The organism is Chromobacterium sp. LK1 (assembly GCF_001043555.1).
Taxonomy (GTDB): Bacteria; Pseudomonadota; Gammaproteobacteria; order Burkholderiales; family Chromobacteriaceae; genus Chromobacterium; species Chromobacterium aquaticum.
This window is the reverse complement of record NZ_LDUI01000062.1, coordinates 1-13,020: the sequence shown is the minus strand read 5'-3', so window position 1 is coordinate 13,020 and position 13,020 is coordinate 1. Positions and strand designations below refer to the sequence as shown.

General features: G+C 63.5%; 9 protein-coding genes and 1 rRNA gene. 3 read left to right on the top strand and 7 right to left on the bottom strand.

Going from position 1 to position 13,020, the window contains the following annotated elements; translation table 11 throughout:
* Positions 1-151: 151 nt before the first annotated feature.
* From VI26_RS22220 to VI26_RS22205, 4 genes are all read right to left on the bottom strand, one after another.
* Positions 152-1,525, bottom strand: coding sequence for an efflux transporter outer membrane subunit (locus VI26_RS22220; RefSeq protein ID WP_048411934.1), 1,374 nt, complete (start codon positions 1,523-1,525; stop codon positions 152-154).
* 4 nt (positions 1,526-1,529) lie between these two features.
* Positions 1,530-3,467, bottom strand: coding sequence for a macrolide ABC transporter ATP-binding protein/permease MacB (gene macB / locus VI26_RS22215; protein ID WP_048411933.1), 1,938 nt, complete (start codon positions 3,465-3,467; stop codon positions 1,530-1,532).
* Positions 3,464-4,684: a macrolide transporter subunit MacA gene (macA, locus tag VI26_RS22210; RefSeq protein WP_156184002.1), complete on the bottom strand. Its 1,221-nt coding sequence runs from the start codon at positions 4,682-4,684 to the stop codon at positions 3,464-3,466. Before macA ends, macB begins: the two co-directional genes overlap by 4 nt.
* A 120-nt stretch (positions 4,685-4,804) precedes the next feature.
* On the bottom strand, positions 4,805-5,179 hold the full coding sequence (locus VI26_RS22205) for a DUF1289 domain-containing protein (protein ID WP_048411932.1): 375 nt from the start codon (positions 5,177-5,179) through the stop codon (positions 4,805-4,807).
* Positions 5,180-5,367: 188 nt separating this feature from the next.
* Here VI26_RS22205 and VI26_RS22200 point away from each other — a divergent pair, with 188 nt between their 5' ends.
* Both VI26_RS22200 and VI26_RS22195 read left to right on the top strand, forming a co-directional pair.
* The gene (locus VI26_RS22200) at positions 5,368-6,516 is read left to right on the top strand and encodes a branched-chain amino acid ABC transporter substrate-binding protein (protein WP_048411931.1); all 1,149 of its coding nucleotides are present in this window, start codon (positions 5,368-5,370) and stop codon (positions 6,514-6,516) included.
* A gap of 156 nt (positions 6,517-6,672) precedes the next feature.
* Positions 6,673-6,933 (top strand): GlsB/YeaQ/YmgE family stress response membrane protein, encoded by a 261-nt coding sequence (locus tag VI26_RS22195; RefSeq protein WP_048411930.1) that lies wholly within the window; start codon positions 6,673-6,675, stop codon positions 6,931-6,933.
* 59 nt (positions 6,934-6,992) lie between these two features.
* On the opposite strand, the gene VI26_RS22190 is transcribed toward VI26_RS22195, so the two are convergent.
* Both VI26_RS22190 and putA read right to left on the bottom strand, forming a co-directional pair.
* Positions 6,993-8,213, bottom strand: a complete 1,221-nt coding sequence (locus VI26_RS22190) for a branched-chain amino acid ABC transporter substrate-binding protein (RefSeq protein WP_048411929.1) — start codon at positions 8,211-8,213, stop codon at positions 6,993-6,995.
* 279 nt (positions 8,214-8,492) lie between these two features.
* On the bottom strand, positions 8,493-12,140 hold the full coding sequence (gene putA, locus VI26_RS22185) for a trifunctional transcriptional regulator/proline dehydrogenase/L-glutamate gamma-semialdehyde dehydrogenase (RefSeq protein ID WP_082151210.1): 3,648 nt from the start codon (positions 12,138-12,140) through the stop codon (positions 8,493-8,495).
* A 274-nt stretch (positions 12,141-12,414) separates the two neighbouring features.
* On the opposite strand from putA, the gene VI26_RS22180 reads away from it, so the two are divergent.
* Entirely contained in the window at positions 12,415-12,768 is a 354-nt protein-coding gene (locus tag VI26_RS22180; protein WP_048411935.1) for a DsrE/DsrF/TusD sulfur relay family protein, read from the top strand.
* 52 nt (positions 12,769-12,820) lie between these two features.
* On the opposite strand, the gene rrf is transcribed toward VI26_RS22180, so the two are convergent.
* Positions 12,821-12,935 (bottom strand): 5S ribosomal RNA (gene rrf / locus VI26_RS22175).
* Positions 12,936-13,020: the final 85 nt, after the last annotated feature.

Below are 13,020 nucleotides of genomic sequence, written 5' to 3'. Positions count from 1 at the left end.
GTTGCACGGTGAGTACAAGCTCAAAATGCTCATGTACCACGAGTACATTCCGCTTTTTCACTCGTTTTCGCCTTGTCTCGCCCTTGCTCGCGAGACTTTGAACAGGCTCTTAAACCCGCCCCTGGATAAACCCGATCGGCACCCTCCCCGCTCAGGCCGCCGGCGCGCCGCCCAAGGCCTTATAGAGATCCGCCAGATTCTTCAATTGCTCCTGGCGCAGCCGAAGCAGCGCGGACTCGCTGCCACGCCGCGCCTTGGCCGCGTCCAGCCAGGCTTGCGCATCGACGGCGCCCGCGCGGTAGCGGCTTTCCGCCAGCTGTTCGCTACGCCGGTTCAAGGCCAGCGTTGCGGTTTGCAGCTGAACGACTTGCAACAGCCGCTGACGCGCGCTCAGAGCGTTGTCCACCTCTTGATAAGCGCCGTACAAGGTCTTGCGGAAACTGACAGTTTCCAATTCATAATCCGCCTGGCTGGTTTTCAGTTGCAGGCCTTGCTTGCGCCATTCCAGGAAGGGCAAGGACACGGACGCACCCAGGCTCAGCAGCGGGTTTTGCACCAGGCTGCTCAACGCGCTGCTGCTGGAGCCCAGCGAGCCGGTCAGTTTCAGCGCCGGAAAGAAGGCCGCGCGCTCCTGATCCACCTTGGCCAGCTTGCCGCGCAAGCGCGCTTCCGCCGCCATCAGGTCCGGCCGCCGTTCCAGCAGGCTACTGGGCAGGCCGGCGTCCACAGCCGGCTGGCCGGGCGCCAGCGGCAGTGGGCCTATCGGCGGCAGCGCCGCGCCGGGCGCATGGTCCAGCAACAAGGCCAGCGCGTTCTCCTTTTGACCGCGTTCATCGGCCAGCGTCAACAAGTCCGCCTGCTGGCTCAGCACCGCGCTACGCGCTTGGGTGACATCCTGTTCACTCGTGGCGCCGGCGCGCCATTTGGCTTCGGCCAACGCCTGGATGCGACGCAGATCCGCCAGATCCGCCTGCCCCAGCGTCTGCCGCGCCTTGAGCGCGGCAATGTCCCAGTACAGGCCCGCGGCGGTACTGTCGGATAGCAAGCGGGCGGCGGCCTCGTCGTAGGCGCTGGCGCGGAACTCCTGATCCGCCGCGCGCAGGCGCGCATCCACCCGCCCCCATAGATCCAGCTCGTAACTGGTACTCAAACTGCCGCCGCTGCTGCGGCTCCAGGCCGAGGATTCGCCCAGCGTGCGCTTGGTCCCGGCATTGATGTCACCGCTCAGGGAGGGCAAGGCGTCGCTGCGCTCCAGACCGGCGGCAAGCTGGGCCTTGCGCAGCTTGAGCAAGGCGATGCTCAGGTCCGGGTTGCGGCTGCGCGCCTGCTCCAGCACCGCCAGCAGGCTCGGGTCGTCAAAGCCTTGCCACCAGTGCTCGCGGCTCATGTCCGCCTGGGTTTGGGTCCCAGCGCTGCGCCATTGCGCCGGCGCGTCCAGTTCCTGGCGTTGATATGGCGTGCTTTGGCAGCCGGCCAGCAACAGGGCCAGGCTCAAAACAAAGAGGTTGGATTTCCAAAGCGTCAAATACTTACTCCCGCGCCAAGGCGTCAATCGGATTCAGACGCGCCGCGCTGCGCGCCGGCAAGTAGCCGAACACCACCCCTATCGCGGTGGAGCATGCCACCGCCAGGCCGATGGCCTTCAGCGACAGCGCCATTTTCCATTTGCTGACCAAGAGCGCGAACACGAAGCTGATGCCATAGGACAGGCCGATGCCTATGGCTCCGCCCACCAGGCAGACCAGCACCGCCTCGGTCAGGAACTGCTGCAGCACATCGGCCTGGCGCGCGCCCACCGCCATGCGGATGCCGATTTCGCGGGTGCGCTCGGTCACCGATACCAACATGATGTTCATCACGCCGATGCCGCCCACCACCAGCGAGATCACCGCGATCAGGGTCAGCAGCAATGCCAGGGTGCGACTGGTGTTTTCCACCGTTTTCAGCACTTCGTCCATATTGTAGGTAAAGAAGTCCTTGCTGCCGTGACGCAGGGTCAGCAGCTGGCTGAGCGCCTTCTCCGCCAGCGCGGTGGGCTGGCCTTCCTTGATGCGCACCACCATGTAGTCGAAGAAGACCTGCCCGAACAGGCGGCTGCCGGCGGTGCTGTAGGGCATCCACATTTGCAGCGATTTGCCGCCGTAGCCATTGTCCTTGGTTTCCGCCACGCCGATGACGGTGGCCGGCAGGCTGCCCACCAGGATCACTTTGCCTATGGGATCGGCATCGGCGAACAATTTACGGCGGGCATTGCTGTCTATCACCACCACCTGGCGCTGCATGCGCACATCGTCCCGGTCAAAGCCCAGGCCGGCCACCACTTTCAGGCCGCGCACGCGCAAATAGGTGCTGTCCACGCCGGACACCGAGGCGTTGACGTCGACGCTGCGGTAACGGATGCGCAGATTATTGCTGGTCACCGGCGACACGCTGTCGACATAGGGCTCCTCGGCCAGCGCGGCCAGGTCGCCTGCCAGGAAGGTGCGCACGCCGTCGGCCTTGTCGTCGCCCCAGTCCTTGCCGCGGTACACGGTGATGGTATTGGTGCCGATGGAACGGATATCGTTCAGCACATAATTGCGCGCGCCCTCGCCCACCGCGATGATGGATACCACCGAGGTGATGCCGATGATGATGCCCAGCATGGTGAGCATGGTGCGCAAGCGGTTGGCCAGCATCGCCAGCATCGCCATCTTGAAGGCCTCGCTCATGCGTTCGCGCCAGGCCGGGCCGGGTTTGGCGCTGCGCGGCGCGCGTTCCTCGGCCGCGGCTTCGGCCGCGCCGGCCGCGCTATCGCGCAGGATTTCGCCGTCGCGGATTTCGATGATGCGCTCGGTCTGCGCGGCGATGGCCGGATCATGAGTCACGATGATGATGGTGTGCCCCGCGGCGTGCAGCTCCTTGAGGATGGCCATCACTTCTTCGCCGCTGTGGCTGTCCAGCGCTCCGGTGGGTTCATCGGCCAGGATGATGTCGCCGCCGTTCATCAGCGCCCGCGCGATGGACACCCGCTGTTGCTGACCGCCGGACAACTGGCCGGGACGGAAGTCCTCCTTGCCGGCCAGGCCCAGCCGCGCCAGCAGCTGTCGCGCTCGCTCGCGCCGCGCCTCATGGCCGATGCCGGCATACACCGCCGGCATCGCCACATTGTCGATGGCGCTCAAATGCGGCAGCAAGTGATAACGCTGGAAGATGAAGCCGAAGTGCTCGCGCCGCAGCGTGGCCAGCTGGTCGCTGTCCAGTTCGCTGACACCACGCCCGCCCACCTGGTAGCGACCGGCCGAGGGCTGATCCAGGCAGCCCAGAATGTTCATCAAGGTGGACTTGCCGGAACCGGAGGCGCCGATGATGGCGACCATCTCGCCGGCGCGGATGTTCAGGCTGACATCCTTGAGCACCGCCACTTCCTCGGCGCCGGACGGAAAGCGGCGCCACACGCCGGACAGCGTCAGGCCGGCTCCGCTCATGCGCTCACCATCACGCCGCCGCTGGGTTCTTCTTCCTTGCCGCCGGCTTCGCTGGTCACCACTTTCTCGCCGGCTTTCAGGCCGTCCAATATCTGCACCCGGGTGGCGGTTTTCAGGCCGATGCGCACCTGGCGCTCATGCAGCTGCCCATCCTTGCCCTGTACCTTGACGCTGTGGCGGCCATCCTTGCCGGCCGCGCCCAGCGCGCTCAGCGGGATGCTCAGCGCTTGTTTGGACTCCGCCAACACGATGCTGATCTGCGCGGTCATGTCCACGCGCAGCTTGCCGTCCACGTTCTTGACGTCGAACAGCGCCTTGTAGAAGTTGGCGTTGTTGATTTTTTCCGGCGTCGGCAGGATGGCGCGCAACTTGCCGCGGATGGGCCGGTCCGGCGCGCCCAACACGGTGAAATACACCGGCAGGCCCGCCTTGACGCGGATCACGTCGGCCTCGGCCACCTGGGCATGCACCGTCATCGTGCTCAGATCGGCCAGTTTCAGGATCACCGGCACGGTCTGGCTGGCGATCACGGTCTGACCTTGCTGGGTGACGATCTCGATCACCTCGCCGTCCATCGGCGCGCTGATGCGGGTATAGCCCAGCGTGGTGCGATTCTTGTCGATCTGGAAGCGATTCTGGCGAATCTGCGCCTGCAGATCGTCCAGCTCCGCCGTCTGGGCTTGATAGGCGGTTTCCGCCGCCAGCAGGTCTTTTTGCGAGGTGGAACCCTCGCCCATCATCTGCTTCTGACGCGCCAACTCGCGCCCGGCCTGGCGCAGCGAGGCCTGCTTGCCGCGCAGTTGCGCGACGCGGGACTCCAGTTGCGCTTCGGAGGCTTTCAAATCGTTGAGGCTGTTTTCCGGATCGATCTCGGCCAGCAACTGACCTTTGCTGACACGGTCGCCGGCCTCCACTTTCAAGGTCTTGAGCTGACCGCTGGCCTGGGCGCCCACATCCACCTGCCGCAGCGGCTTGAGCACGCCGCTGGCCAGCACCACGTCTTCAAGATCGGCCCGGCTCACCTCGGCGGTCAGCACCTGCGGCGCCGGCTTGGGCGCCAGCCATAACCAGAGCCCCCAGCCGGCAGCGGACAGGGCGGCCGCCAACAGGATGCCGTTACGCCACGGTCGCCGGCCCAAACCGGCGCGCCCCCGCAGCAAGCTCACCAGGCACAGCGGCAGCAGCAGCTTGCGAATCCAACGCTTCCAGAATTTCATGTAGAGACATCAAGCCAAAATTAAATCGAACAGCTTAGGACCACGCATCACGTGGCTTGGTTGCAGTCCGCCGCAACATTACCCTGTCGGCATGGAGAACCAGCCAAGCCTCCTCGACGGCTACAACGGCGGCGTCAAGCCACGCGCCAGATAGCTTTCCCGCAGATGCTGGCGCAAGCAGTCCGGACACAGGCAGTCGCCATGGCCATAGGGCAAGGGCAGCACCTGCGGCAGATCAGCGCACCAGCAGCCGCCCTCCGCGCCGCCGTCGCCGCAGCGGAAGGCCACGCCGCAGCGCTCGCAGCGCTTGTCCTTGACCTTGGGCCGCAGCGCGAGCAAGCGCCGCCACACCGCGCGTTTCTGCTCATCGTCGAAGCCGGACCAGCCGGCGATCTCGTCCAAGGTGCGCAGACAGCCCAGGCAGTACCCGCCGCCCTCGTCGAGACGGCACAGGCCCACACAGGGCGAAGCCGGGGCAGGCAACCCTTTTGTCATTTAAAAACACTTTCCATACGGCCAAATCAGCCCGCCATCTTAACGCAAAGCCGCCTCCATCGCAGAGATTGCCGCCATGGGCTTGACGCTGAACACTTTATGCACCAAGAATGTGCCACCGCCTTATTCCTGAGGCGAATATCCAAATAGACAAAGCTAAATAAACAAAGAGATCTCAGGAGAAATACATGAAAACGCATCTCAGCCTCATCGCCTGTGCCGTGTTGGCCCTGACCGCCTGCGGCAAATCAGAACAAAGTGCCGGCAGCGCGCCGGCCGACGCCGGCGCGGCGGTGGTGAAAATCGGCTCCGCCAACCCGCTGACCGGGCCCTTCGCCCACTGGGGCCGCGACGCCGACAACGGCGTCAAGCTGGCGGTGGCCGAGGCCAATGCCGAGAAACTGACCCTGGACGGCAAGCCGGTTTCCTTCGAAGTGGTGTCCGAAGACGACCAAGCCGACCCCAAGACCGCGGCCCAGGTGGCGCAACGCCTGGTGGACGGCAAGGTGGCCGGCATCATCGGCCATCTCACTTCCGGCGCGGCCATCCCCGCTTCGCGCATTTACTCCCAAGCCGGCATTCCGATGATCGCCGCCTCGGTGACCAGCCCCAGCTTCACCCAGCAAGGCTTCAAGAACACCTTCCGCATCATCGCCAACGACCGCCAGCAAGGCGAAGCGCTGGCCAAGTACGCGATAGACACGCTGAAGGCCGGCCGCATCGCCATCGTCGACGACCGCACCACTTACGGTCAGGGCCTGGCCGACGATTTCGCCAAGGCGGTGGAAGCGGCCGGCGGCAAGGTGGTCAAGCGCGAATTCACCAGCAATAGCGCCACCGACTTCATGGCCATCCTCACCTCGATCAAGGGAACAAAGCCGGATCTGCTGTTCTACGGCGGCATGGACGCCCAGGCCGCGCCCATGGTCAAGCAAATGAACAAGCTGGGTCTGAAAGCCGCTTTCATGGGCGCGGACGGCATCAACACTCCTGAGTTTTCCAAGCTGGGAGGCGACAGCGCGGAGAGCAGCTATGCCTCCAGCGCCGGCGCGCAGAAGCACAAGATGCCGGGCTTCGCCGATTTCAGCGGCAAGTACAAGCAGCAGTTCAACGCCGAGATCCAGGCCTACGCGCCCTACACCTATGACGCCACCCGGGTGATGATTGCCGCGATGAAGCGCGCCGGCTCCGCCGATCCGGCCAAATACCTGGCGGAATTGCCCAAGACCGATTTCAAGGGCGTCACCGGCGAAATCCGCTTCGACGACAAGGGCGATATCCAGCATGGCACCGTCTCGCTGTACCAGCTGCGCAAGGGACAATGGGTGGGTCTGTAAACCCATTGCGGCCTGTGCCGCGCCCGGAATGCAACCCCGGCTTCAGGCCGGGGTTTTTATTTGTCCGAGTTTTTGCGCCTGACGGCAAAAAAGCCTGGCGCCATATTAAATAAATAGCTATAACTATTTATTCATACACTAACATAAGGAGATTGCATGGGCCTGCTTATTTCCCTGGTGGCCGGAGGTCTGATCGGCTGGCTTGCCGGCAAGGTCATGGGCGTCAGCGAGGGCATCATCGCCAACATCGTCATCGGCATCATCGGCTCGGCGCTGGGTCATTGGCTGTTCGGCCGCCTATTGGGCATCGCCTCCGCTTCCGCCGCCGGCTCCTTCTCCCTGCCCGGCCTGGCTTTCGGCATTGCCGGCGCGGCCATCCTGATTTTCCTGTTGAAGAAAATCGGCCTGCTCCATTGAAGCGGGCAAAGAAAAAGGCGACGCGGAAGCGTCGCCTTTTTCTTTGCGGTTCAAACGGTTTACTTGGCCGCGGAAGCATCCTTGGCCGCGCCGCCGCCCACGGTTTCCAGCACTTTCCATTCGCCGTTCACCACTTTGTAAACGGTGATGCCGCCGTCCTTCAAATCGCCCTTGGCGTCGTAAGTCCAGTTGCTGGAAGTCACACCGGTATGAGTGATCTTGGCCAGCACCGGCAGATAGACCTTGGGATCGGTGGAGTTGGCATCCTTCATCGCCTGGATCAGCGTACGGGTAGCGTCGTAACCGTACGGCGAGTAGGTGGCCACATCCATCTTGAAGCGCGCCTTGTAGCGGCTCTCGTAGTCCTTGCCCTTGGGCATCTGCTCCAGCGGCAGGCCGGCCAGCGAGGCGATGGTGCCGTCAGCTTCCTTGCCCGCCAATTGCAGGAAGGTCGGCGTCTTGGTCATTTCGCCGGAAATCAGCGGCGCGGTCAGACCCAGGCGCTTCATCTGCTTGGCCATGGGCGCGGATTGCGCGTCGGCGCCGCCGTAGAACACCACGTCCGGCGCGGCGGCCTTGATCGAGGTCAGAATGGCGGCGAAGTCGGTGGCCTTGTCATTGGTGAACTCGCGCTTGACCACATTGCCGCCGGCGGCCTTGGCGGCCTTCTCGAACTCGTCGGCCAGGCCCTGGCCGTAAGCGGTGCGGTCGTCAACGATCACCACTTTCTTGGCGCCCAGTTTTTCCACCACGTACTTGCCCATCACCGAGCCTTGCTGGGTGTCGGAGGTCATCGAGCGGAAGGTGTTCTTGAAGCCCTGCGCGGTGAAAGCCGGCGAAGTCGCCATCGCAATCATTGGGATGCCAGCGTCGGAGTAGATCTTGGACGCCGGAATGGCGGTGCCGGAGTTGAAGTGACCGATGATGCCGTTCACTTTTTCATCAACGAATTTCTGCGCCAGCTGGGTGGCGGTTTTCGGATCGGCCTGGTCGTCCTGGGCCTCCAGTTCGAAGCTCACCGGCTTGCCGCCGATGGTGGGCTTCTCGGCGTTGGCGTCCTCGATCGCCAGCGTCACGCCGTTTTTGTATTCTTCGCCATAGTGGGCTTGCGGGCCGGTCAGCGGAGCGGCAAAGCCGATCTTGACCACGCCGCCCGCGGCGGCTTCCGCGCCGGCGGAGGCGCCGGCAGCCGGCGCGCCTTCTTGTTTCTTGCCGCATGCGGACAAGGCGACAGCGGCGGCTACCGCCAGGGAAAGGGTCGTCAACTTGTTTACTTGCATCGTGTTTCCTCTATTTCTCCAGAGATCCCCATCCATCAATCGCAACGAACGGGAGTTTGCGGAACCTGTCTAGTGTTGTTATAGGCTTTCCGCTCATGCCCAAGTCCGACATGGACCCGGGCGCGGCGGCTGGCGGCATTATTTCAAGGCCGCCAGCTTGTGGCAAGTGGCTTGTTGGACAAGCCACTTGCCCCATGCGCGCCGGCGCATGGGTAAACTGCTTTGACTCGCGTTTTTTTCATGACGAGCGGGCCGCCGTCGCCGGGACCCGCCCTGCCTTTAGTCGCCTATGCTCATCAGACTGGCATTGCCGCCCGCCGCGGTAGTATTCACGCTGAGTGCGCGCTCCACCACCAGGCGGTGCAGATTGTAATGGCCTTGCGCGTCGGCGCGCAGCAGCGGCACCAAGGCGCCGTCGCGCGCGGCCAACGCGCGCTGGGCGGCTTCGGCCTCGGCTTCGGAGCCGGAGAACAACACCGCGCCGACATCCGCAGCCAACACATCGGCGTCCAGCTCCACCAGGGCGCCCAGCTTGGCGGCCAGCTCTCGTCCCGCCTCATTGGCCGGCAGCAGCGCGCGGTTGCCGGTGGCGAATGCCGCCGCCAGCTGCTCCGCCAGCGCCTGCGTCGTTGCCGCTTGGCACGCGACCTTGCCGCGAGGCGCGAACTGCAGCGAGTTCCGCTCGCCGGTGGGGCCCGGCAGGTTCACCAGGCAAGACAAGGCGCTATACTTGCGCGCCGCCGCGATGGCGGCCGCCAAGTCCAGACCCAGGCCACCAGCGGCCGCCGCCAGCGCGTCCAAAGCCGGCAAGGACAGCGGCAGGGTTTCCGCCGCCAGTTTCGGCTCCCAAGCCGCGCGGCTCAGCCGGTACAGATAGAAGGGACCGCCGGCCTTGGGACCGGTGCCGGACTTGCCTTCGCCGCCGAAAGGCTGCACGCCCACCACCGCGCCGACGATATTGCGGTTGACGTAGACGTTGCCGACCTTGATCTGAGCAACGATGTTGTCGATGGTCTCGTCGATGCGGCTGTGAATGCCGTGAGTCAGGCCATAGCCTGTGGCGTTGATTTCGGCCACCACCTTGTCCAGCTCATTGGCCTCGAAGCGCAGCACATGCAGCACCGGACCGAACACTTCGCGTTTCAGCTGCTTGAGATCGACGATTTCAAACAAGGTCGGCGCCACGAAGGTACCATTGGCGCAGCCATCATCCAGCTTGATCTGGTGAGTGGCGCGCGCGCTGGCCTTCATTTTCTCGATATGGGCCAATAGGCCAGCCTGGGCCTCGGCGTCGATCACCGGGCCGACATCGACATCCAGCTTGGCCGGATTGCCGACTTTCAATTCATCCATCGCGCCCTTGATCATGGCGATGACCTTGTCGGCGATGTCGTTCTGCAGATAGAGCACGCGCAGGGCCGAACAACGCTGGCCGGCGGAATCGAAGGCCGAACTGAGCACATCGGTGACCACTTGCTCCGGCAGCGCCGAGCTGTCCACGATCATCGCGTTCTGGCCACCGGTTTCGGCCACCAGCACCGGATCGCCGCCGCGCTTGGCCAGCGTGCGATTGATGATTTGCGCCACCTCGGTGGAACCGGTGAAGATCACGCCCTGCACACGCGGGTCCGCGGTCAGCGCCGCGCCCACTACTTCGCCGCGACCCGGCAGCAGTTGCAGCGCCGCGCGCGGCACGCCGGCCTCGTGCAACAGCCGCACCGCGTGCGCGGCGATCAGGCTGGTCTGCTCCGCCGGCTTGGCCAGCACCGCGTTGCCGGCCGCCAGCGAGGCCACCACCTCGCCGATGAAGATGGCCAGCGGAAAGTTCCACGGGCTAATGCACACCACCGGGCCCAGCGCGCGATGGCTGGCATTGTCGAACTCATCTTCGATCTGCGCCGCGTAATAGCGGCAGAAGTCCACCGCCTCGCGCACCTCGGCGATCGCGTTCGCCAGCGTCTTGCCGGCCTCGCGCACCGCCAGGCCCATCAGCGCCGGCATCTGGTCTTCCATCAGGTCCGCCATCCGTTGCAAGCAGGCGGCGCGTTCGGCCACCGGCGTGGCGGCCCAGTCGGCGGCGCCTTGCTGCGCCAGGTCCAGCGCGCGGCCCACATCTGCCGCGCTGGCTTCGATCACGCGGCCGACCAGGTCATCGTGATCAGCCGGGTTGCGTACCTGTTGCACTTCGCCATCGGTGACATCGCCGTCGCCCAGCATCGGGAAAGCGCCCCATTGCTGCTTCTCGGACATTTGCAGGCCCAATTGCAGCGTGGCCAGCACATGCTCGCTGGACAGGTCCAGGCCCTTGGAGTTTTTGCGCTGCTGGCCATACAGTTCCAACGGCGCCGGAATCTTCTTGTGCGGCAGGCCGCCATGGCGCGCGGCCTCGGCCACTGGGTCCGCCACCAGTTCGTCTATGGATACCGCCTCATCCACGATGCGGTTGACGAAGGAGCTGTTGGCGCCGTTTTCCAGCAAGCGGCGCACCAGATAGGCCAGCAGGGTTTCATGCGAACCCACCGGTGCGTAGATGCGGCAGGCCTTGCCCAACTTGTCCTTGCCCACCACTTGGTCGTACAGGGTTTCGCCCATGCCGTGCAGGCACTGGAATTCGTAGTCCTTGCCGGAAGCCAGGTTGAATACCGCGGCCAGGCTGTAGGCATTGTGGGTGGCGAACTGCGGATAGATCGCGTCCTGCGCGGACAACAGCTTCTTGGCGCAGGCGAGATAAGCCACATCGGTGTAAACCTTGCGTGTGTAAACCGGATAGCCCGGCAAGCCATCCACTTGGGCGCGCTTGATCTCTGCGTCCCAATACGCGCCCTTGACCAGGCGCACCATGAAGCGGTGATTGGTGCGGCGCGCCAGGTCGATCAGGAAGTCGATCACATAGGGACAACGCTTCTGGTAAGCCTGCACCACGATGCCTATGCCTTCGAAGCCATCCAGATCCGGATCCTTGGCCAGCGCCTCGACCAGATCCATGGAGATTTCCAGGCGGTCCGCTTCCTCGGCATCGATGTTTAGGCCGATATCGTACTGCTTGGCCAACAGGAACAGTTCCTTCAGGCGTGGCAGCAGCTCCGTCATCATCCGCTCGTGCTTCATACGGCTGTAGCGCGGGTGGATGGCCGACAGCTTCACCGAGATGCCCGGGCCTTCGTAAATGCCACGGCCGGCGGACGCCCTGCCGATGGCGTGAATGGCGGTCACATAGTCTTGCAGATAACGCTGCGCGTCGGCCTCGGTCATCGCGGCCTCGCCCAGCATGTCGTAGCTGAAGCGATAGCCGCGCGCCTCGCGCTCGCGGCCGTTGGCTAACGCTTCTTCAATGGTTTCACCGGTCACGAACTGCTTGCCCAGCATGCGCATCGCCATGTCCACGCCTTTGCGGATCAACGGCTCGCCGCCCTTGGCGATCAAGCGGGTCATCGCCGCCGACAAACCATTCGCGCTGTGCGAGGCCACCAGCTTGCCGGTCACCAGCAAGCCCCAGGCCGCGGCATTGACGAACAAGGAGGCGCTATTGCCCAGGTGAGCCTTCCAATCGCCGCGTGAAATCTTGTCGCGAATCAGCTTGTCCGCCGTTTCGCGGTCCGGGATGCGCAGCAGCGCTTCGGCCAAGCACATCAAGGCGATGCCCTCGGCGCTGTCCAGAGAAAACTCATGCATCAAGGCATCCACCCCGCTGGACTTGGTGCGCTCGCGGCGCACCTCCGCCACCAGGCGCCGCGCCAGGTCCTGAACCGCCTTGACCTCGCCATCACTCATTGCCGCCTGCGGCAACAGCGCCTGCACGCACTCGCGTTCGTCACGGCGATAGGCCGAGGTAATGGCGTCCCGCAGCGTCAACTGGCTATGGGCAAATGCATCGAATTGCATGAATCGTCTCCGTGTAGTTTGCAGCGCCGGGCTATCTCTTTTCATTAGTGCCCAGTAAATTTGTCTATTGTATACAAATGCAAATGAATTGCTGGACAATATGAAGGAAAGTTTTCAGCCAATAATCTCTTCACGAACAAACTCAAGCCGTACAAGCAGTTAGCCACCATCGCCATGCTCCTTCCCTCTCACCACTGTTGCATGCCAACAACTTGCCCTCGCATCAAACCCATTGCGAATGGGCAAGCCGGCACATGCCAAAGCTGACGCAACGTGCCACAATGCCGTCCTGAGCTTCTTCATCATAGGCAAACCAATCATGCAAACCGTGTTGATCACCGTGAACGCCAGCCCCTACGGCAATGAGCGCGCGCTCTCCGCCCTGCGCCTGACCTTGACGCTGGCGCAACAGAACGAACGTTGCCGGGTGCAGCTATTCCTGCTGTCCGACGCTGTCGTCACCGCCTTGAAAAACCAGAAAACCGCGCAAGCGCCCAGCCTGGGAGAGATGTTGACCGAGGCACTGGAGTTGGGTGTGGAGGTTCGCGTCTGCCGCACCTGCGCTGACGCGCGCGGCGTGGACGAGAACCTGCTGCTGACGGGCGTGAAGATAGGCACCATGCCAGAACTGGCCGAGTGGACGCTGAGCGCGGACAAAACGCTCAGCTTTTGAATCCCAAAATGCAAAAAGCCCAGACCGTTTGGTCTGGGCTTTTACATCGGGCGCCTGGCAATGTCCTACTTTCACATGGCGAATGCCACACTATCATCGGCGCTAAGGCGTTTCACGGTCCTGTTCGGGATGGGAAGGCGTGGGACCGCCCCGCTATTGTCGCCAGGCATAAACTGCATCGCTTCTTTCGAGAAGCGAAACGCCAAGTCTTGGACTTGGCGTTATCGTATTGGGCGTCTGGCGGTGTCCTAC